The sequence below is a fragment of the Prosthecobacter debontii genome (assembly GCF_900167535.1).
In the GTDB taxonomy this organism is placed as follows: Bacteria; Verrucomicrobiota; Verrucomicrobiia; order Verrucomicrobiales; family Verrucomicrobiaceae; genus Prosthecobacter; species Prosthecobacter debontii.
Genome location: NZ_FUYE01000006.1, coordinates 17,303 through 38,344, shown reverse-complemented (window position 1 = coordinate 38,344; position 21,042 = coordinate 17,303). Strand labels below are relative to the sequence as shown.

14 protein-coding genes are annotated in these 21,042 nt (G+C 60.9%); 7 read left to right on the top strand and 7 right to left on the bottom strand.

Features of this window, described 5'->3' with window-relative positions; genetic code table 11:
- Positions 1–3: 3 nt before the first annotated feature.
- Positions 4–912, bottom strand: a complete 909-nt coding sequence (locus B5D61_RS10475; RefSeq protein ID WP_078813541.1) for an AAA family ATPase — start codon at positions 910–912, stop codon at positions 4–6.
- A 162-nt stretch (positions 913–1,074) separates the two neighbouring features.
- On the opposite strand from B5D61_RS10475, the gene B5D61_RS10470 reads away from it, so the two are divergent.
- Both B5D61_RS10470 and B5D61_RS10465 read left to right on the top strand, forming a co-directional pair.
- On the top strand, positions 1,075–2,415 hold the full coding sequence (locus tag B5D61_RS10470; RefSeq protein ID WP_078813340.1) for an aspartate aminotransferase family protein: 1,341 nt from the start codon (positions 1,075–1,077) through the stop codon (positions 2,413–2,415).
- A gap of 329 nt (positions 2,416–2,744) precedes the next feature.
- Positions 2,745–4,271, top strand: a complete 1,527-nt coding sequence (locus B5D61_RS10465) for a M81 family metallopeptidase (RefSeq protein WP_078813339.1) — start codon at positions 2,745–2,747, stop codon at positions 4,269–4,271.
- Positions 4,272–4,888: 617 nt separating this feature from the next.
- Here B5D61_RS10465 and B5D61_RS26250 read toward each other — a convergent pair.
- From B5D61_RS26250 to B5D61_RS10445, 5 genes are all read right to left on the bottom strand, one after another.
- On the bottom strand, positions 4,889–5,053 hold the full coding sequence (locus B5D61_RS26250; protein WP_176159346.1) for a hypothetical protein: 165 nt from the start codon (positions 5,051–5,053) through the stop codon (positions 4,889–4,891).
- Between the two features lie 59 nt (positions 5,054–5,112).
- Positions 5,113–6,033, bottom strand: coding sequence for a helix-turn-helix transcriptional regulator (locus tag B5D61_RS10460; protein WP_139373184.1), 921 nt, complete (start codon positions 6,031–6,033; stop codon positions 5,113–5,115).
- A gap of 235 nt (positions 6,034–6,268) precedes the next feature.
- Positions 6,269–6,652 carry a hypothetical protein gene (locus B5D61_RS10455; RefSeq protein WP_078813337.1) on the bottom strand — a complete coding sequence of 128 codons (384 nt, stop codon included), beginning with the start codon at positions 6,650–6,652 and terminating at the stop codon, positions 6,269–6,271.
- Positions 6,653–6,681: 29 nt separating this feature from the next.
- Positions 6,682–7,827, bottom strand: a complete 1,146-nt coding sequence (locus tag B5D61_RS10450) for a lactonase family protein (RefSeq protein ID WP_078813336.1) — start codon at positions 7,825–7,827, stop codon at positions 6,682–6,684.
- Positions 7,828–7,938: 111 nt separating this feature from the next.
- Complete coding sequence (locus B5D61_RS10445) at positions 7,939–8,514, bottom strand: class I SAM-dependent methyltransferase (protein ID WP_139373183.1); 576 nt, start codon at positions 8,512–8,514, stop codon at positions 7,939–7,941.
- Between the two features lie 72 nt (positions 8,515–8,586).
- On the opposite strand from B5D61_RS10445, the gene B5D61_RS26245 reads away from it, so the two are divergent.
- The 3 genes from B5D61_RS26245 (at position 8,587) to B5D61_RS10430 (ending at position 10,632) form a co-directional block, all read left to right on the top strand.
- The gene (locus B5D61_RS26245; protein WP_176159345.1) at positions 8,587–8,820 is read left to right on the top strand and encodes a YgdI/YgdR family lipoprotein; all 234 of its coding nucleotides are present in this window, start codon (positions 8,587–8,589) and stop codon (positions 8,818–8,820) included.
- A complete protein-coding gene (locus B5D61_RS10435) occupies positions 8,817–9,419 on the top strand; it encodes a Maf family protein (RefSeq protein ID WP_078813334.1) in 603 nt (200 codons plus the stop codon). Before B5D61_RS26245 ends, B5D61_RS10435 begins: the two co-directional genes overlap by 4 nt.
- 76 nt (positions 9,420–9,495) lie before the next feature.
- The gene (locus B5D61_RS10430) at positions 9,496–10,632 is read left to right on the top strand and encodes a Fic family protein (protein ID WP_078813333.1); all 1,137 of its coding nucleotides are present in this window, start codon (positions 9,496–9,498) and stop codon (positions 10,630–10,632) included.
- Positions 10,633–10,655: 23 nt separating this feature from the next.
- On the opposite strand, the gene B5D61_RS10425 is transcribed toward B5D61_RS10430, so the two are convergent.
- Positions 10,656–11,519 carry a helix-turn-helix transcriptional regulator gene (locus B5D61_RS10425; protein WP_078813332.1) on the bottom strand — a complete coding sequence of 288 codons (864 nt, stop codon included), beginning with the start codon at positions 11,517–11,519 and terminating at the stop codon, positions 10,656–10,658.
- A 236-nt stretch (positions 11,520–11,755) separates the two neighbouring features.
- On the opposite strand from B5D61_RS10425, the gene B5D61_RS10420 reads away from it, so the two are divergent.
- Positions 11,756–15,262, top strand: coding sequence for a DEAD/DEAH box helicase (locus tag B5D61_RS10420; protein WP_078813331.1), 3,507 nt, complete (start codon positions 11,756–11,758; stop codon positions 15,260–15,262).
- Between the two features lie 360 nt (positions 15,263–15,622).
- Positions 15,623–20,635, top strand: coding sequence for a beta strand repeat-containing protein (locus B5D61_RS10415; RefSeq protein WP_176159344.1), 5,013 nt, complete (start codon positions 15,623–15,625; stop codon positions 20,633–20,635).
- Positions 20,636–21,042: the final 407 nt, after the last annotated feature.

Sequence of the window (21,042 nt, the reverse complement as noted above, 5' to 3'; positions counted from 1 at the left end):
GGGTTAAGGGATGACGGTTTCCTCCAGGAGACGGCGGGCCGTTTCACCATCGCCTTCCAGACGATGAGACATCACGGCCACACCCACATCCTGCACGTCCTCCGGCAGCACCATGGCCCGGCCATGCATCAGAGCCCAGGCCTTCGCCGCATTCAGTAGGGCTAAACCGCCACGCGGGGAGAGTCCATGCCCTTCGGCACGGCTCGCTGCCAGCAAATCCTGCACGTAATCCAGTAGCGGCCCGGAGACATGCACCTGCCTGGCCTGCACCTGCATCTGCTGCATCTCCGCCCAGGGCAGGATCTCCGTCATGGACTTCAGCATCTCCCGCCGGTCCTGACCCTGCAGGATGCTGCGCTCCGCGGTGCGGTCGGGCACGCCCAAGGCCAAGCGCATGAGGAAGCGGTCTAACTGAGACTCAGGCAGCATGAAGGTGCCGATCTGCGACGATGGATTCTGCGTGGCGATGACGAAGAACGGCTGGGGCAAGGCATGCGTGACGCCATCGGACGTCACCTTGCCCTCCTCCATTGCCTCCAAGAGCGCGGATTGCGTCTTCGGCGTCGCACGGTTGATCTCATCCCCCAGCAGCACCTGGGTAAAAACCGGGCCTTGGTGGAACACGAAGCTACCCGCCTCCCGATCATAAATGGAAGCACCGAGGATATCCGCAGGCAGCATGTCACTGGTGAACTGGACACGGCGGAATTGCAGCCCCAGAGCCTGCGCCAGGGCCTGGGAGAGCAGTGTCTTGCCCACCCCCGGCTGATCTTCAAACAGCAGGTGACCGCGAGCAAGCAAGCAGCTCACCGCGAGGCGGATGACATCCTGTTTGCCCAGGATGATTTGAGATAAGCCATCGATCAATTTCTGAAGATTCGCCTGGGCTTGGCGGGCGACAGATTCAGGCAACGTGGCGTCGGTGGGGGTGATAGGGCGAGCAGACACAAAAGCGGGGGGATTGGTGATATTCGTAGTGTCGCTTTTTTGGGGGCTTTCTGGCAAGCTCTGTTGTGCGGCTTACACGGATTTTACGTTCCTGCCGCACGGCGCATCTCATCTCCCTCTCCACTCATGTCCTACACCTTCCCACGTTCAGCCGAGCTGTATGCCCGGGCCCAAAAAAGCATCGCTGGTGGCATCAACAGCGGCATCCGTAAGCTGGAAGTTCCTGTGCCGCTTTACTTCGATCACGGTCAGGGCTGCCGCCTGTGGGATGTGGATGGGAATGAATACATCGATTTTCAAACCGGTCAGGGAGCGCTGCTCTACGGTCACGCTCCCGCAGGCATGGCGGAGGCTCTCTCCGTGCAGGCCCGTAAAGGCACCCACTGGGCCGCGCAGAGCGAGTTGGAGATCGATGTGGCCGAGCGGCTGCAACGCCTCATTCCCGGCGCGGAGCGGGTGCGCTTTAACAACTCCGCCACGGAGGTGGTGCTCGCCGCCTTCCGCCTGGCCCGGGCCCACACCGGGCGTCAGCTCATCTTGAAATTCGAAGGCCATTACCACGGTTGGGCCGATGAAGGGCTGGTCGGCTTTGCCCCACCGCCGGATCAATGGGGCACGGAGGAGGAGCCGACTCGCCTGCACCCCAGCCAAGGAGTGATCTCGGAAGTGCTGGAGCAATTCGTCGTCGCCCGCTGGAATGACGTCGAGCATCTGCGCCAGCGCGTGGATCAGTATCGCGGCCAGATCGCCGCCATCGTGTTCGAGCCTGTGCTATGCAACACCGGCTGCATGGAGCCCGTGCCCGGCCTGCTCTCCACCATCCGCGAGCTGTGTGATCGCGACGGCATGCTCATGATCGCGGATGAAACCATCACCGGTTTCCGCTTCGGCCCCGGCGGAGCGCAGACGCATTATGGCGTGGTGCCGGATCTTACCATTCTCGGCAAAGCCATCGGCGGCGGTGTCCCCTTTGCCGCCCTGGTGGGGAAAGAAGCCTCCTTCGCCAAATTCCTCAGCGGTGCCGCGGTGCACGCCGGCACTCTAAATGCCAACCCGCTGTGCCTCGCCGCCGCCAAGTGGTGTCTGGATCAGATCCTCGAACTCGGGTCCGATCACCCCAAGACACTGATTTCGTTAGGCCAAAAAACCATGCAGGGACTGCGTGCCCTGGCCGATGAGTATGGCATCCCCCTGCGACCTCAAGGCCCCGGCCTCGTCTTCCATGCCACGATGCTGAAACCTGGGGCCGCCGAAGGCCCGGTCACCAGTTACCGCGACTACGTGCTGCGGCATGATGCCCCACGCTGGGCACACCTGCGCCGTTGCCTGCTGGAAGAGGGCGTGCGCGCCATCGAGCGCGGTCTCTGGTTCCTCAGTCTCGCCCACACCGAGGCCGATGTCGATGAAGCGCTGGTCCGCGCGCGACGGGCCTTTGCACGCCATGCGGAAGAGTGGGTGGGGGCCTGAGGATCAGGCGCGACAGCGTCCCGGAGTGCGGTGGCAAGCGCTCAAGCGCGACACCGCTCTATGGGTCTCAGGTCAGCCTACGTTCATAACACGATGCGTCCGCGTATGAGCGGTGTCGTCGAGGCAAGGATGCCCTTGCCTCTCTGCCACCTCCGGGACGCTCACGCGACACTCGAAATTCATCTTCTTCACACCACGGCTTCCAGCCCACTCACTCACTGCGGCTCAGACGTATCCTATCTGGAGAAAAAAAGATCGCCGGAGAGACACCCAAAAGCCTAGCCTTCATCCGTTACTTGGATGACTTCCACCCCCCAACCCAACCTGCTATGACTCCAAGCCCTGACACCGAGGCCGTCGTGCCGCTTCGGCCCCGTATCCTCCTGGCCGGGTTGTTTCATGAAACCCACACTTTTCTGGATGGCTCCACGCCCTTGGCGGACTTCACCATCCGCCGGGGTGAGGAACTGCTGGCGCAGAAGGGGGATGCCTCCCCCATGGGGGGCGTGCTGGAGTTGGCTGAAAAATGGCAGTGGGAGGTGCTGCCCACCGTGGACTATCGGGCTCAGCCCAGCGCCTTGGTCGAGGATCTGGCCATTGAGACTTTTTGGGCGGACTTTGAGGAGCATGCCACCCCGCACCTGAGCACGGGTGTGGATGGCATCTACCTCGTGCTGCATGGTGCCATGGTTTCTCAATCCTTTGAGGATGTGGAGGGTGAGCTGCTCCAGCGGCTGCGGGCTCTGCCGGGCGCGGAGCGAGTGCCCATCTTCGGCGTCTTCGATCTTCATGCCAACTTCACCCCGCGCATGGCGGAACTGGCCGACTGCCTGGTGGCGTATCGTGAAAACCCGCATACCGATGCCCGCCATGCCGCCTGTGACGCCGCCCGACTGCTGCGGCGCTGTCTGGAGACGGGCGAGCGCCCCCGGCAATACCACGCGCATCCGCCCCTGGTCTGGCCCCCCACCGGCACCGGCACAGCCACAGAGCCGATGAAGACGCTGGAGACAATGGCGCGCGAAATGGAGCAGGAGCCGGGCATCTGGTCGGTGAGCATCGTCGCCGGGTTTGCCTTTGCGGATACCCCCGACACGGGCGTGAGCTTCGTCATTGCCAGCTCACAGCCAGTGCCGGATCATCTCCAGCGCCTCTGCGAGACGGCCTGGCAACTGCGTGAACTGGGCAATGCCACCGAGCCGCCCCTGAGTGAGATCATCGGCGGCCTGACTGAGCCGCCCGAGGGCCTGACCGTACTGGTGGAGCCCTCCGATAACATCGGCGGCGGTGCCCCAGGAGACGGCACCGCCCTCATGCGCGCTCTCATTCACTGGCGGGTGCCCAACAGCGCCATCTGCATCGCCGATGCGGAGGCGGTGACGAAGGTCACCGCACATCGCGCAGGTGACCGGGTCATGGTGGCGATTGGGGGCCGAGGCAGCCGCTTGGATGCTGGACCGGTGGAGCTGGAGGTGGAGGTCATCTCCCATGGCAGTGGTCTGTTTGACCTGGAAGACACCCAGAGCCACCTCGCCTCCATGAGTGGCAGCCAGTTTGACATGGGGCCAACCGCCGTCGTGCGGCATAAGGGCCTGACGATCCTGCTCACCAGCATCAAGACCCCGCCCTTCGATCTCGGCCAGTGGCGAAGCCAGGGGCTAGAACCCACGGACTTTTCTGTCATCGGGGTCAAGGCTGCCGTGGCTCACCGGCGGGCTTACGATGGCATCGCCACCCGCATGCTCTGGGTGAATACCCCTGGGCCGTGCAGCAGCCAACTCCGCAGCTTACCTTTCGAGAAAATCCGCCGCCCCATCTACCCTCTGGACGACGAGGTGGAACTCGGGCCTCAGTGAGCGGGGTTCGGAGCACCGCCTTCAGGTGGCTTTAGCGATCTCTCCAGGATTTCCGGTCAGCCAGAGAGTGAAGTGGTCCGCACACTCCGTGTGCAGGTGACCGCGTGGAATGCCAAGCAAGGCACCCACACATCCACCTTGCCTCGAAGGCCAGGATCCTCATTCGGAGCCCGGCTTCAGCCGGAATCTGGAAGCTTACAAAAGTCCCCTCCCCTGCCGCCTGAAGGCAGAGCTCGAACTTTGAGTGACAAGCACTTTGCCAGATCGGCTGAGACATGTGGATTTCCAGTTCTACCACGTCTGGCTTTCCGCACACGGAGTGTGCGGGCCACAGGTCTCCGCAGGCCAGGGGATCCTCGTTCGGAGCCCCGGCTTCAGCCGGAATCTGGGAGCTTACAAAAGTCCTCCCTCCCCTGCCACCTGGAGGCGGAACTCCGACCTTTGAGTGGCAAGCAGTTTGCCAGATCGGCTGAGACACGTGGATTTCCAGTTCTACCACCTCTGGCTTTCCGCACACGGAGTGTTCGGGCCACAGGTCTCCGTCATTCGATCACCTAGGATTCACTCGAAGCGCCGGAAATTCTTTTCCAGAATCGCGATAAGACCCGCCGCCGAGTTCAGGACGCCGCCGGAGCGACATCCCCAGAGACAGGGGGAGTGGCCGGAGGTGCTTTCTTCGCCTTGCCCTTCAGGCTGTTGGCGCGGATTCGCTTCAGGCGGCGGAGGAAACTTGGGCTCAATTGCTGGAACTTGAGACGGCTATCGAGGTTCGTGTAATTCATAGGGGTTTATGTTTTAGACGGAAAGAAATTCGTTTTGTTCGGAACATTGGCTGTCGATTTCATGCCGGAATTTGTCGGGCGTTTGTATTCGCATTTGCTCCGATGTTTGTATTCGCCTCCGCCGAGATTCCGGGTCGGCGCACCCATTCACTGGGCGTGATGCCTTTTTCCGCACGGAATGCCTGGCTGAAATGACTGAGACTGCGGTAGCCCACCTCCAGGGCCGCCTCGCTGGCATTGGCCCGGCCATGCGCCAGCATCTCCGCCGCCCGCTCAATGCGCAGCCGGCGCAGATAGAGGCTGATGGTGGTGCCCGCCGCTTCCGAAAACGTGCGGGAGAGATACTGCGGATTGCAGCCACACAGGCGGGCCAGCTCCTCCAGAGTCGGCGGCTCCTCCAGATTCTCCAGCAGCGCCGCACGCACTTTGGCCACCCGCTCCAGGGAGAGACGGCGGGTGCGGGTGCAGAAAAGCTCCTCCCCTTTCGACTCGGTGAGCACCTTGCGGAAGAAAAACTCACTCATTCGACTGCCCTCCAGCAGGTGCCTTGCGGCGGTGCAAAGTGTGGGCGCCATAAGGGTGCGGGACCAGACTCGATCCTCCGCCTCCAGCGGGCGTGTGATCAGCGGGGTGGCGGAGTGCGGCCCGAGTAAGAGGCCCCGGAAATCTGCCGACAACTCCTGGCGCAGGCTGGTGAGACTGCTGTGCACCCACTCGATGGGAAAATGCAGGGCCAGGGCCTCATGCTGACGCCCCCCGAGCAAGCGCCAGCTCTCCGGCAAGGCCACCGCCGTATTCAGCCAGATCAGGCTATTGCCGGAGATCTCACGATGGCTGCGCAGGCTCCACTCCACCCGCACCGGCCCCTCCAGCAGCAGCAGGGCGGTGACTCCCCCGGGGCGCAGGGCCTTGAGCCAATGATTTCCCCCGAGCTGGGCATCGGCACCCAGCCAGCGGCTTTCAAAGGCAGGAAAAAGCATGGACACGATCCGTGGCAGTGAAGTGACGTGAAGCGGCCCCGAAGGCAGCGAGCGCTTTTTAACGTCGCTCTTTGGACCGATCAACCCTTATTTGCGACTGCGTATCATTTTCATTAAAGAACTCAATGACGCTCATGCGCGGTGTCGTTCGCTCGGCACGACCGAAAAAAGGAAGGGCCAGGACGCCCCCTCCAGGAGCTCTGGCCCTTTCAATTGACTCAGCTAAGGGGTGGCTTCAGCCAAACTTCGCCCGCCACTGAGTCACGATCATGGTGAAAAATGAGGTGCCGACCCGCACCACATCATCGGCTAGGTAAACCCAGCCGGGTAACACCGCGAAAGCACAAAGGAGACAGACGAGACCATTGGAGATGCGTCCGTAACGGATCATCTGCACGGCCAAGATGGTCATGATCAGAGCCGAGACACCGACGAGGTGCCAGTGCCAGCGCTCCAAGCCGAGCTGGGGGATGGCCATGATGACCATGGTGATCACCAGCAGCCAAGTCGCTCCGTTGTAGCAGCGCTTGGCAATCGACTCGTGATATTCCGCAATGCGGCGCTCGGCTTCCCGCTCACTTGCACTCTGCCGATGGTCTGAAAGAAATGCGCCACTCATAGGAAGCGACCATAAGGTAGAGGCCTTAATCAGTCCAGTGCCAGAAAACGTACACAGACCGCACCGCCGACCTTCACCTTTTTACCCGTAAAGGCCAGTTTACCCGTCTCGGTATCCACCTTGAAGAGCGCGGCAGTGTTGCTGTTCTGGTGGGCCACGATCATCCACCTGCCGGAAGGGTCCAGGCAGAAGTTACGGGGAATTTCCCCTTCCGCAGGGGCATTCTGGATCAAGGTGAGTTTTCCGGTGGCCGGATCGCAGGAGAAGACGGCGATGGTGTCGTGGGTGCGGTTGGACACATAGACGAATTTGCCATTCGGGTGAGCCACGGTTTCCGCCGTGCTGTAGCCCTGCTTACCACGATCTGCTTCAGGGAGGGTAGAGACGGTCTCGATCTCGGTCATGGCTCCCTTTGTGGCCTGATAGGCAAAGGAGGTCACCGTCATCAGCATCTCATTGTTCACAAAGACGAACTTGCCGTTGGGGTGGAAGGCGAGGTGGCGGGGGCCGCTGCCGGGAGGGACGGTGGCGTGCCCATGCCCCATGAGGCTGCCGCGCTCAGGATCGATCTTATAGATCAGCACCTTATCCAGCCCCAGGTCACAGGCGAGGGCGAACTGATTGTCCGGGCTGGCATTGATGCTGTGCCCATGGGGACCCGCCTGGCGCTTCGGGTCCACGCTGCTGCCTTCATGCTGCATGAAGCTCACCGCTTCGCTCAATTCTCCGCCTTGACCGATGGCGTAGCTGGCCACGCTGCCACTGCCGTAGTTCGCGATCATGGCCATCTCGCCGGTGTGATCCAGCGAGACATGGCAGGGACCCACGCCCACGGAGGAGACTTGATTGATGGGGCTGAGCTTCCCCTCGGGCAGGCTGATGTTAAAGGCGCTGACTCCCCCGGCCTTGCTGCCAGGCACGGGCATCTCACCCACGGCATAGAGGTGCTTTTTGTCGGCGGAGATGGCCAGGAAGCTGGGGCTGCCGGTTTCCACCGCCAACTCCGGATCGCTAAGCTCACCGGTGCCGCTGCTGAACTTCGAAACGTAGATGCCCTTGCTTCCCGACTTGGCATTGGTGTAACAACCAAAGTAAACGAGGTAGTTATCACCGGCGATGGCTGACGTGGTCAGCGCTGCAAAGATAAACGAAAGTGAAGCTCGGTTAAAATTCATAAATCGTCGAAAAGGTAAGCCTGAGAAAAAGCTCGTCAGAGGTCAAGCTTTCCTCACGTGATGAATACACGTTTGGAACAAGGATTATCCATTCATCCGACACGAAACTTCCTACTTCCGTGCCACATAGACGAAGGCCGGCGGCACATTTCCCCACACCACACGGCTGGTCTCCACCCCCGTGAGCCGCTCATGCAGCAGCCCCCGAAAACGCTGACCGCTGGGTAGGCGATGAAAACCGTAGTAAGCGAAGGTGGCAAAGCGCCCTCCGGGCTTCAGATGCGGCAGCACATTGGCCAAGATCGCCTCCTGGAGTGAACGGGGAAAAGCGGTCCAGGGCAAACCACTGACGATCACATCGAAGGGCTCCCGCCCGCCCAGATAACTGCCAAAATCAAACTCCTGCGCCCCAGCCGCTCGGAAATCCATGCTGGGGAAGCGCGGTTTGAGCTGAGAAACGAAGGTTTCATTGAGCTCGATCCCCAAATAGCTCGAACCATGCGGCATCACATCCAAAATCGCTTCCGTAAATGCTCCCGTGCCAGGCCCCAGCTCCAGCACATGCTGGGCACGGCCCACCTCGGCGGATTCCATCATCCGGTAAGCCAAAGCCTGACTGGAAGGAGCCACAGCCCCAACGGTCTGCCAATTGCGGACGAATTCTTGAAGGAAAGTAGCGGCGGACATGCGTGGCCCGCCGATATAAGCGGACTTGCGAAAGCGTGCGAATGTTTTTCCTTGAGAGGCGTTCTTCCCTCCATGCCTCTGATCAAGCCATTCCTCAGCGTCATTCTGACGGCCACTCTCCTGGCAAGCTGCCAGTCGGCGGGCGGCAGCTATAAAATCACTCTGAAAGACGGCCGCCAATACATGTGCAAAGGACGCCCGGAATACCAAAGCAAGACTGGCTATTACCGCTACCGAACCTTCCAAGACCGCGACTCGCTCCTCCGCGCCGATGAAGTGCTGATGATCGAGGAACAAGACACATGAGTTCCCCCCATCCCGCCACGGCCCAGCCTCTCGTGCTGGCTTCCCAATCCCCCCGCCGTGTCGAGCTCCTGCGTGAGGCCGGTTTCACCTTCGATCTCCTGCTGCCTGAGGTGGAAGAAGCCCACGACGCCAGCCTCACCCCCGAGGCCCTGACGGTGGAAAACGCCCGCCGTAAAGCCCACGCCGGGGCCACCCTCCGTCCAGACGCCCTCGTCATTGGCGCGGATACCCTGGTCTATGTGGATGGGGAACCACTGGGAAAACCTGCCGACCTCGAGGAAGCCCTGCACATGATGCAGCGCCTCTCCGGCCGTCAGCATCAGGTCTGCACCGGCGTCTATCTGGCCTCCCAGGGAGGAGCCCAGGGGTATGGCTTCCACGTCATCACCGAGGTGACTTTCCTCCCCCTCACCGAAGAGATCATCCGTGCCTACCACGCCCGTGTGAATCCCCTGGATAAAGCCGGAGCTTACGGCATCCAGGAATGCAGCGAGATGATCCTAGCCAGCTACGAAGGCTCCTGGACCAATGTCATGGGCCTACCGATGGAGCGGCTGAAGGAGGAGCTGGCAGAAGCCTCAACTTCAACATTCTTTTAGGCACATAACGTTTTTTAGTGATATCCTTAAATTCAAAATCTTCATTTCTTGAATTTAACGGGCCGCCAAAAATAAAATGACAATCGAAGGCTTCCAGAAAGGGACTTACCAACAACAGTTCCGTTATCGCAGTTACCAACCGCCTCTCGTGAATCATCAATGGACGTGGGATTCGCCTGAACTTCATGACTTGCTGTCGAATGCCAACCGCCATTTAGGTGAACTCAACGGATTGTCACTGATTGTGCCGGATGTTGATCGTTTCATCCAAATGCACGTGGTTAAGGAGGCGCAAACCTCAAGTCGGATTGAAGGCACTCAGACGGAGATGGATGAAGCCTTGGAGGAAGATCCCGAAGAAATCGCCCCCGAAAAGCGGGACGATTGGCGCGAGGTTCGAAATTACATTGAAGCCATGAATCAATCCGTCGAGAGGCTCAAAACATTGCCGTTATCCAATCGGTTACTTTGTGAAGCTCATCGAACACTTCTCAAAGGTGTCCGTGGTGAAGGGAAAACGCCGGGAGAATTCCGTCGGAGTCAAAATTGGATCGGTGGAGCCACTCTGGCAGATGCGGTCTTCATCCCCCCTCATCATGAGGAGGTGCCTGCTCTCATGAGCGATCTGGAGGCATTTTGGCACAATGAAACCATCGCTGTTCCAGAACTCATCCGCATTGGCATCAGCCACTACCAGTTTGAAACCATTCACCCATTTCTTGATGGCAATGGACGCATTGGGCGTCTTCTGATCGCACTGTATTTGGTGAGCAAAGGATTACTCCATCGCCCTTGCCTTTATCTTTCCGCCCACTTGGAGCAACATCGTGCAGCCTATTATGACGCACTGACAGCCGTCCGCACACGAGGAGACCTGATGCACTGGATCAAGTTTTTCCTCGTAGCGATCAATGAAACGGCACGCAAAGGTGTTCTGACATTCCAGTCCATTCATGAAATGCGTCAGCGCACCGCCGCCCAAATTCAGACGCTCGGGAAACGGTCGGGCAACGCCAGTCGCTTACTCGAATCTCTTTTTGCAAAACCTGTGGTCACCAGTGCTGGATTGTCCAGTCGGCTTGACCTCAGCCAACCGACCGTTGATCGCTTATTGTCAGACTTGCGCAGGTTGGGGATCGTCCATGAACTGACAGGAAAGCGGAGGAATCGTGTCTTCTACTTCAAGGAGTATTACCAACTCTTCGCATCCTGACAAATTTTGCAAAGGCTCCCCCCTCACCCGGCCTGCCGCTCTTCATCGCGGAACTGGGTGGGCGTGAGTTTGGTCATGCGCTTGAAGTCTTTGCTGAAGAAGAACTGATCGGCATAGCCCACCTGACGGGCGATTTCCTTCACGGGATCGTCGGACTCGATCAGGCGGCGCTTGGCCTGATTGATGCGCTCACGCCGCAGCCAATCGATGGGGCTGGTGCCGATGGCGGCTTTGAACTGGCGGCTGAAATGGCTCTCGCTCATACCGGCGAGTTGGGCCAGCTCCACCACGCGGATGGATTGGTGAAAATAGAGGCGCATCTTTTCCAGCGCCTTCTGCACCGGCATGGGCAGGTCTGGCCGGATGAGATCTGGGTCAGATAGGCGGGCATCGAAGGCCATGGCGATGATGGCGGAGATGGCGGCATTCACATGCGCGGCATCGCAGGGGCGGTTCCCCTCCAGATACTGAAAGCTGCGCTCAAACTCAGCCGCTGCGCCTGCGGCGTCAAAGCCAGCCAAGACTGGCAGGGAGCGGATCTCCAGCAACTGGGCGAGGCGGTCCAGGGAACGCCCTTCCGCGCGCACCCAATAGACTTCCCAGGGGTCATTCGGCATGGCTCCATAGACGTGAGGATGATGGCAGTTTACCCAAGCCATCTGACCAGGACCGATCATATGTTTTTTCCCTGCCACCTGCAGCCAGCCGCTGCCCCGCAGGCAGAGGATGAGCTCATGCCCAGGGTAGGTTTCCCGCTGGATGCGGTGCTCCGGCCCGGCTTTCAGATGCCCGGCACGCACCACAGAATAAAACAAGTCTCTCTGCCAATCGGCGGGAGTGGCGTAGAGGTTCTTGAGAAACACAGTCTCCGGGGGTTGGGTTTTCATAGCAGCATAATACAACCATCGAGCCTGGGGTATCTTGACCGGCACGTGGCTTTTTTTGAGGCTGACACTGGCGTAAGAACTTGTAGCCTCAGGGCCGTAAGGAGCGTTCTTTTCTGAAGGCCCTGCCTTTTCCGGATAATTGTTCCCTTCCTTTTCAAGACATCTCTGGCGCGGCGCGATTCAGTGTGCTAAGCCAACCAGTTCCCCCGGTTTCACCGCCGTGGGTTTTTGTGCCCATGCCTGATTTCGCTACATCCCTCCCCGCCCTTTTGCAGTCCTTTGATGCCCGCATTCGTCAGGAGGCGGAGCGGCTCGCGGATGATGATGCCATCCGTGGCCTCGACATCGTGGAAGATGAAGTGCTGGCCGAGGTGGTGCTGGATGACCGCCGTGTGAATGTGCGCTGGGCGCTGGAAGATGGCCAGTGGCAGGGAGAGAGTGATTGTGATGAGGCACCTCTGCATGACCTGGCTCTCTGCGCGGCCTTGATCGCCAGCCAGCGCCGCTTTGCCCGGCAGGCCCCGGCCGCTGGTGCGCCCTCCCTCCCCCCTGAGGAGACCTTCCAGATCATGCTGGAGCGCCGCCTGGCCCGCCAGCTCACGCCCGAGGAGGAAGGCTACCTGAGCAAGCTGGAGAAGCGCTTCCAACGAGTGCGCCAAAGCGGCCAGATCTATGACCAGGACATGGTGCGCCTGCACCCGCGCTGGAGCATCCAGAGCATGGACCCCCTGGCCCTGTGGCCCGAGCCGCCGGTGAATCTGAAGGAGTTCTGGGAATACGTGGCCCTGGCTCTCCAGGAGAAAAACCTGCCCGCGCCCGCCTTCCTGCGTAACAGTGTGGACCTGGATGCGGTGCGTGAGCGCCTGGGTGCTTGGCGCCAGGAGCGCACGCTGCCGCTGTGGCGGGAGCGCATCCGCACGCTGCTGCGCGCGCTCCACGATACCCCGCCGAAACCTCGCCAGTATTGTGACTTCCGCCTCGTCATCACCACGGCGGAGGCCCGCCTGCAGATCAAAGAAAGCGATACCGCCTTCCGCAACGTGAGCGGGGCGGAACTGCACACGCTGGAGAATGCCCATGAACGCGGCGCCCTGAACATGCCTGCGGCGGCGGAGCTGCTGCTGATGGCCTGCATCAATCAAACCGGGGCCAACCCTGGCGAGGTCTGCCGCTTCGACCTGGACAATCACAGCCGCTGGCTAGGCACCCTCTTCCAGCAACCTGCGCTGCAAGCGCGCATGCTGACGCTGGATGAGGCGCCCTTCCGCCGCGTCAGTGAGCCACTCCAGTGGTCCAGCCAGGAGGAGAAGGAAACCGGCCAACTGCTGCTCAGCCTCGTGCAGGCGGATGGCACCCCCGCCCCCCTGCCACTGCGCATCATGCATGGCGCGGAGACGCAGTATCTCTCTGCAGACACCGTTTTCCCCGGCCCCGTTTGGTTCGCTGAAGAGACCCGCCTGGATTCCGCCACCGCCATCCCCATCAATGCCCTGGCCACCCAGGATGGCATCACCTTCCTGGATAAGCTCCGCCTGCCGTTGCCGGCCGATATCGCCGCCCGCATCAAGCATGAGCCGCTGAAGGTGCAGGTGAAGGCCGGCTGTCTGGCCCGCTCCCATGCCAGCAGCACGGAGCACGCCGTCTTCCAGGTGGAGGCCGTCACGCCGGATGGCGTGGTGCGTGAGGTGCTGCGCTATGCCGGCTGGCAGCCCACGGAGAATGCCCGGCCTGATGATGATAACAGCATCATCTGCCGAGACCGCACCGCCCTGGCGGAGGCGGAAAATGCCCTGCATGAGATGCGGCCCGTGTATGACCCCGAGCACGAGGGCTTCCGCGTCCGCCTGACCAAAACCTTCCCCGAACAGTTCAATAACTGGGCTCAGGGCTTACCCAGCAGCATGAGCCTGCAGGCGGATGAACGTCTGCAATCCATCCTGGCCGATCCGCTGATCGCCCGCGTGCGCATCGAGGCATCTCAGACCGCCAACATCGACTGGTTTGACCTGAAGATGGTCTTCGAGGTGGAAGGCGCGGATCTCAAAGCCGCCGATATCCGCCGCCTCATCGCCGCCAAAGGAGGCTTTGTGCAACTGGCCGATGGCACCTGGCGCCGCGTCAAACTGGAGCTGACGGAGGAGCAGCAGGCCATGATGGACCAGCTCGGCCTGGATCTGGATGAGTTCAGCAATGAAGCCCACCGCCTGCACTGGCGCCAGCTCACCGGTCAAGGTGCCAAGGAGATCATCAACCCCCGCGCTTGGCAAAATCTCACCCAGCGCATGGAGCAGGCCAAGCTGGATGAGCGGCCTGCCGTGCCCGAAGGCCTCGGCGTCACCCTGCGTCCCTATCAGGAAGACGGGTATCACTTCCTCGCCTACCTCAGCCTGAACAAATTCGGCGGCATCCTGGCCGATGACATGGGCTTGGGCAAAACCATCCAGAGCATCACCTGGATCCTCTGGCTGCGCACCCGCTACCGCACCGCCTGGCCCTGCCTCGTCGTGTGCCCGAAATCCGTGCTGGATGTCTGGGCCACCGAGTTTGGCAAAGCCGCCCCCGGCCTGAAAGTGCAGGTGCTGCGGGACAAAGAAGAGCTGGATCTCGAAAGCCTCTACCGAGACTCCCACGTCCTGGTCATGAACTACGCCCAACTCCGCGGTTGTATCGAGCTGCTGGAGTCGGTTAAATGGCTGGCCGTGATCCTGGATGAAGGCCAACACATCAAGAACCCGGACAGCAAGGCCGCCAAGGCCGCCCGCATGCTCAAGGCGGAAAACCGCCTCGTGCTCAGCGGCACCCCGGTGGAGAACCGTTTGTTAGACCTGTGGAGCCTCATGACCTTCGCCGCACCCGGCGCTCTGGGAGATCGCAACTACTTCACCCGCCACTTCGACCGCCGTAAAGACGCCCGTGCCAGCGAGCGACTCTCTGCGCGCTTAAAACCCTTCTTGTTACGCCGCACCAAGTCTCAGGTGGCTAAGGAACTGCCCGCCCGCAGTGAGGAAGCCATGCTCTGTGAGATGACCGGCACCCAGGAGCGCCTGTATCGTGAGGAGCTGGCCAAGGCCCAGCACATGGTGCTGACCGCCTCCGGCTTCGAGGTGCTCACCCGCAAGCGTTTCGCCATCCTCCAGGCCCTCACCCGCCTGCGCCAGATCTGCTGCCATCCCGGCCTCGTGGATAAATCCTCCGGGGATGAAGACAGCGCCAAGCTCGCCTCCACTCTGGAGATGATCGAGGGTCTCCATGCTGAGGGGCACAAGGTCCTGCTCTTCAGTCAGTTCGTGACCATGCTCAACATCATCCGCGATAAATTGGATGAGATGAACATCCCGCATTACTGGCTCACCGGCAGCACCAACAACCGCTCCGAAGTCGTCCAGCAATTCCAGGAAGATCCTGATCCATGCGTCTTCCTGCTCTCCCTGAAAGCCGGTGGTAGCGGTCTCAACCTCACCTCCGCCAGCTACGTCATCCTTTACGACCCATGGTGGAACCCTGCTGTGGAAGCCCAGGCCATCGACCGTGCCCACCGTATCGGCCAGACCCAGCCGGTGATGGCCTATCGAATGATTACCAAAGGCACCATCGAGGAGAAGATCATGCTCCTGCAGCAGAAAAAGAGCCTCATGTCCGCCAACATCCTGGGCGAGGGCGGCTTCTCCAGCACCCTGGAGAAATCCGACTTCGAATTCCTCTTCGGCCTGGAGGCTGAAGAAGCCATGAATGCTGAGGACTGAAGTGGCCTTATCGAAGACAAGGAATTCCGGTTGAAGCCTTCGCATCTGCGGCCTGAAACGTCGCAGGCTTCAGCCGGAAATCTAAGTTTGGAGCACCTAATGGGTGAGTCTTGACGCCCGTGTCTGGTCGTTCGGAGCCCCCGCTTCAGCCGGACTCTTTGAGACAGCGAAGTCGCCCAGATTCCGCCTGAAGGCGGAGTTCCGAACCTTGATCAAACCTCCCAAGACGAGGCTCCAACTCGCATTTATTGCATTTTGCATCGATCAGAAACGAGACATTCCCGTCTATTTCTGCCCAAATCGCGCAGGTTTATGCTGAAAGCCGCCGGGCTTTCAGTTAGACTGGCCATTCCCCCCGCCATGAAAATCAACACCCTGCCCCAACCAGGCAACTCCGTGCTCCGTTTTTCCCATCGCTTCCTCGTGGCAGCTTTGGCCTTTTGTCTGTGTTTAGACCTGGCTCCCGCCCAGAGTCTGCAGTGGGATGCCAACGGCACAACGGCTGGAGTGACCGACGGGGCGGGCACTTGGAATCTTACCAATCAAAACTGGTCGAACGGTGCCACCACCGATGTCTGGAACAATAACGGCAGCACCATCGCCGTCTTTGGAAACGGCAGCAATGCGAGTGCGGCCACGATCACCGTCAGCGGCACCGTGAATGCTGGAGGACTGACCTTCCAAGCCGTTGGCACGGTTTCGAGCCCAACCCCGAATTATGGCTCTTATACCTTATCAGGTGGCACCATCTCCTTGGCGGATGGAGCTTTCATCAGGACTGAAAACTTCACTTCTTTCACGACGGGCTCGACGCGTTTGACCATCACCTCCGCACTTGCAGGCAGCAACATCACCTTTGCCAAGAGCGGTAGCGAAACGGCCTTCTTCACCATCAGTGGCAACAACACGTGGACTGGAACTCTGACCCTGGCCAATGTGGCCGGGGGAGGCGGCACCTTCTTGAACGTCAGCAATCTCAATTCCCTCAAGACATTGAATGCGATTGATGTCCAAGCGGGCAGCTCTCTGATTCTTGGCTTTGGCGGCAGCGAGGCTCTCAATGTTCCTCTCTCCCTCTCTGGCACAGGTGCAGGCTCGCGTGGAGCCATCCGCTTTGATCAAAATTACACGGTCTCCGGCCCCATCACTCTCACAGGCAATGCTGGGGTTTCCGTCAATGTCGGCAATGCCAATCTCGTCGGCACCGTGGCCGGAAACATCGGTGAAACTGGGGGCAGCCGCAGCCTTACCATCAATGCCTCCAGCACCGCCATCGGCACCATCGTGCTCAGTGGTAACAACACCTTCACCGGTGGGGTCATCCTCAATGCTGGCGGCTTGCGCCTCGGCAGTGCCAATGCCCTCAATGCCTCGGGTGTGAATACGCTCACCTTTGCCACAAACACCGTCGCGAAGACCTTCACGCTCAATGGCTTCTCCACCACGATGGCAGGCATCATCCAGCAGGGCACCACGGATGTGGTCACCATCGAAAACGCCAGCGCCACCGCCGCTACCCTGACTGTGGCCAATACCGCCAACGCCACCTTCCGCGGCACCCTGGCCGATGGAACCGGAGGCGGTGCCCTCACCCTGGTGAAAACCGGCAGCGGCACGCAAACCCTCAGTGGCACGGCCAATACTTACACGGGCGGCACCGTCCTCAACGGCGGCATCCTCAACATCGCCGCCGATGGCAGCCTGGGCGCTGTGCCCAGCACGGTCGATCCTGATAACCTCACCTTCAACGGCGGCACGCTTCAGTTCGCCTATGCCGGATCCCAGGCTTCCCCCTCTCTGAACGTCAATCGTGGCATCACCCTGCTGGCTGGCGGTGGCACCCTGGATACCCTGGCCAATGACACCTACTACGCAGGAGCCATCACTGGCGCAGGGAGCCTCACCAAAAATGGCACCGGCCTCCTTATCCTGGCCGGAGCCAGTGACTACAGTGGAGAAACCCTCATCACCGCTGGTAACCTTGAGATCCGTCACGCCCTGGCCCTGGGCAGCACAGCTGGAGGCACCAGCATCACCAACACCAGCGGACGTTTGAACCTCTCCGGCGGCCTCACCGTCGTCGGTGAATCCCTCATCTCGCCTTACCTCGCCAGCGTCGCAGGCAACAACACCTGGACAGGCTCCGTGCAGGCCGCCATTGGGGCCACCCTCACCTTTGACGCCGCCAGCGGCACCCAGCTCAACATCAGTGGTAATGTCAATGCGGCGGATACCGGTGGTTCTGCCCATTCCTTCAACCTCGTCGGCTCCGGCACCGGGGTGATCAGCGGGAATATTTCCAATGCCCTCACCGTGACCAAAAGCGGCACCGGTGCCTGGACCCTCAGTGGCAACAACACCTTCACCAACGGTGTGGCCCTCAGCCAGGGTGAGCTGATCCTGGGCAGCTACGGCGCGCTGAATTCCGCCGCCCCCAACGTCGTCACCTTCAGCGCCAGCGCCAATACCAAGACGCTCTCCCTGCAAGGCACCTCCAGCATCGTTGGCGGCTTGGTTTCCACCAGTGCCACCGGCGTGACCACCCAGAACGGCGGGACCACCGATGCCACCCTCACCATCCAGACCTCCGCCACCCGCACCTATCTGGGCGCCCTGGCCGATGGCTCCGGCGGCGGTAAACTCTCCCTCCTGAAGACGGGCAGCGGCACCCAGGTGCTCGGCAGCGCCAGCACCTACACCGGCAGCACCACCGTGGCCGCAGGCACCCTGCAGCTCGACTTTAACCAAACCGGCGCTCCCGCCAGCCAGATCCTCGGCAGCAGCACCGCCCTCATCCTGTCAGGCGGCACGTTTTCCCTCACTGGAAGCTCCACCGCTGCCAATGCGCAAACCGTGCAGAGCCTCACCGTCGGTGCTGGCCTCTCCACCATCTCCCTGACCCGCAACGCCACCACTGCTCAAGACCTGGTGCTCAATCTGGGGAACATCACCACGCAGAACGGTGGCCGGGTGAACTTCATCCTGCCCAGCGGCACCCAGAGCGCCACCAACGGCATCCGCACCACCAGCAGCAATGACGCCAGCGGCATCCTCGGCGGCTGGGCCACGGTCGGCGGCAACAACTGGGCCACCGTCTCCGGCGGTAACATCGTGGCTTACAGCGCCTACACAGACATCACCAACTTCAGCACTGGCGCCGGGGCCGTCACCCCTCTGCCTAACAATGCCAATGCCAACGTCCGCATCATCAACGGCGGCACCTCGGGTAACATCGCTCTGGAAAGCACCACGACCAACATCAATACCCTGCTCCAGACCGCCACAGGCGAGGCCATCATCGATGTGCCTACGGGTTCCCTGCTGCGCCTGGGCACCTCCGGCGGCATCATGCTCGGCACCGGTGCGGGGAACCTCACCATCGGCACCACGCCGAACAGTGGCAACCTCAGCGCCGGCGGCACCACCACGGGCACCCCGGGTCAGCTCATCTTCACCGACCAGTCCGCCGGCCAGACCACCACCGTCAACACCGCCATCCGTGACAACGGCACGGGCATCGTCAGCTTGGTGAAAAACGGCCCCGGGTTGCTCATCCTCGGTGCCACCACCAACAGCACCTTCACCGGCGCCACCTACATCAATGGCGGCACCGTGCGCATCTCAGCCGATAGCAGCCTGGGCACCGCCCCGGCCAGCGCTGTGAGCGGTCACCTTACCCTCAATGGCGGCACCCTCCAGATGGCCGCGAGCTTCACTCTCAGCACCAATCGCGGCATCCTGCTGGGCGAAAACGGCGGCACCCTCGACCTGCAAACCTTTAACACCACCTACAGCGGCATCATCAGCGGCGTCGGCGGCCTCACCAAAAATGGCAACGGCACCCTCACCCTCGGCGGCGCCAATACCTACGACGGCGTCACCACCGTCAACGCAGGCACCGTGCAGGTGAATCACAGCCAGGCCCTCGGCTCCACTCTGGGCGGCACCACCGTCGCCTCCGCCGCCATCCTGCGCCTGAATACCGGCGTCACCGTCACCGGTGAAACCCTCACCATCAACGGCCCCGGCAACAACCAGGGGAACCTACAGGTGCAAACCGGCACCGCCACCTGGGCAGGCGATATCATCCTGGGCAGCAACACCGGCCGTATCGGCACCGGCAGCAGCACCGGCATCCTGATCATCGATGGCGTGATCAAAAACGGCGCAGGCACCAGCATCAGTTATGTCGGTAATGGCGGCGGGATCGTGGTGCTCAAAAAAGCCAACACCTACACCGGTAACAGCGACATCATCCGCGGCATCGTCCGCATCGATACCGACAACGCCCTGCCTGCTACCACCACACTGAATATGCTGACCAACACCGTGGTCACCGAGTCCGTGGCGCTGGAGCTGAACGGCAACGATCAAACCCTCGCTGGGCTCAAGCACGGCGTCGTCTCTGTGGTGGACAATGTGTATGTCACCAACTCCCTCTCAGGCGCGGGCAACCTCTCCGTGCTGACCCTGAACCAAGCCAACAGCACCACCTACAGCGGCCGCATCGAAGGTAACCTCGCCCTAGTCAAAGACGGCAGTGCCACCCTCACCCTGACCAATACCTACAACCTCGGCGGCACCACCGCGACCGCCACCCAGAGCACCTACACCGGCAAGACCACCATCCGCGCCGGCACCCTGGCGCTCAGCGGCACCGGCAACATCTCCGGCACCCCCTGGATTCAGGTGGATCAGGGCGCCACCTTCAGCATCTCCGGCCGCACCAGTGGCAACTACACCTTGAACGGCCAGATCCTCTCCGGGCGTGGCAACGTCAATGGCAACCTCATCATCGCCGGTAGCAGCGGTTATGTCTCCGCCGGGGATAGCACGGGTTCCCTCCTCAGCAATGCCGGCAATGGCCTGGGTGAACTCACCTTTGAAAACCTCACCCTCGCCGGTGGTACCCCCACCCTGCGCGCCCTCTTCCAACTCGGCGATACCAACAGCACCCTCAGCGACCTCCTCTCTGGAGGTGACCCCGCATACTTCGCCAATGCCGACTCCGGCGGTCTCTACGACAGTATCCAGGTGAATGGCACCCTGTCTCTGAATGCCGGCAGCACCCTGCGAGTGGAACTGCTCGGCAGCTATGTGCCCACCGCCGGGGACGTCTTCAATCTGCTCGACTGGGTCAACCCGCTGAACACCGATGGCGACGGAGCCGGGGGTGCTGGAGCTTTCACCCTGGCGGATCTCGATCTCTCCTCCGCCAATGCCATCCTCTCCGGCAGCGGCTTCGTCTTCAACACCGACTACTTCATGCAGCATGGGGTGATCTACATCGCCGTCATCCCCGAGCCTTCCCGTGCTCTATTCCTCATGCTCGGTTTGATCGCCTTCATCAGTCGCCGCCGTCGCCGCGCCTGATTTTTATGGAGTCAGGATCGGTTGAACCACTCGCATAACCTAACGATCCAAGCGTGACAAAAGAACAAGCCGCATTCGTTTTGTCACATCATGCCTGCCCCCCCAAGGGACGACCACCTGGAGGCCGGATGTGTTTGGTGCAAAACCTCCTCGCTCCAGAAGAGACTTCATTCGCCAAACGATCCGGCTGCTTGGAGGCTCGTTGGTTCTAGAGTGATCCACCTTCATCGAAGCCGGATAGTTCGGCGACGACCCCACAACTGACAGCCAACTTGGATACGCCGAACACATCCGGCGTACGTGGAGGCATCTCTCCGTTCGTTCGAAGCCCCGGCTTCAGCCGGACTTTGGACCTTTGGAAACTCCCTTGATTCCGCCTCAAGGCGGGGCTCCGAACTCGGAAGACC

What these genes read in the sequence shown, in the direction of transcription:
- B5D61_RS26245 (WP_176159345.1), top strand. Translation starts at nt 8,587, where the DNA reads ATGCCTCTGATCAAGCCATTCCTCAGCGTCATTCTGACGGCCACTCTC.
- B5D61_RS10420 (WP_078813331.1), top strand. Translation starts at nt 11,756, where the DNA reads ATGCCTGATTTCGCTACATCCCTCCCCGCCCTTTTGCAGTCCTTTGAT.
- B5D61_RS10415 (WP_176159344.1), top strand. Translation starts at nt 15,623, where the DNA reads ATGAAAATCAACACCCTGCCCCAACCAGGCAACTCCGTGCTCCGTTTT.
- B5D61_RS10470 (WP_078813340.1), top strand. Translation starts at nt 1,075, where the DNA reads ATGTCCTACACCTTCCCACGTTCAGCCGAGCTGTATGCCCGGGCCCAA.
- B5D61_RS10465 (WP_078813339.1), top strand. Translation starts at nt 2,745, where the DNA reads ATGACTCCAAGCCCTGACACCGAGGCCGTCGTGCCGCTTCGGCCCCGT.
- B5D61_RS10430 (WP_078813333.1), top strand. Translation starts at nt 9,496, where the DNA reads ATGACAATCGAAGGCTTCCAGAAAGGGACTTACCAACAACAGTTCCGT.
- B5D61_RS10425 (WP_078813332.1), bottom strand. Translation starts at nt 11,519, where the DNA reads ATGAAAACCCAACCCCCGGAGACTGTGTTTCTCAAGAACCTCTACGCC.
- B5D61_RS10435 (WP_078813334.1), top strand. Translation starts at nt 8,817, where the DNA reads ATGAGTTCCCCCCATCCCGCCACGGCCCAGCCTCTCGTGCTGGCTTCC.
- B5D61_RS26250 (WP_176159346.1), bottom strand. Translation starts at nt 5,053, where the DNA reads ATGAATTACACGAACCTCGATAGCCGTCTCAAGTTCCAGCAATTGAGC.
- B5D61_RS10445 (WP_139373183.1), bottom strand. Translation starts at nt 8,514, where the DNA reads ATGTCCGCCGCTACTTTCCTTCAAGAATTCGTCCGCAATTGGCAGACC.
- B5D61_RS10455 (WP_078813337.1), bottom strand. Translation starts at nt 6,652, where the DNA reads ATGAGTGGCGCATTTCTTTCAGACCATCGGCAGAGTGCAAGTGAGCGG.
- B5D61_RS10450 (WP_078813336.1), bottom strand. Translation starts at nt 7,827, where the DNA reads ATGAATTTTAACCGAGCTTCACTTTCGTTTATCTTTGCAGCGCTGACC.
- B5D61_RS10460 (WP_139373184.1), bottom strand. Translation starts at nt 6,033, where the DNA reads ATGCTTTTTCCTGCCTTTGAAAGCCGCTGGCTGGGTGCCGATGCCCAG.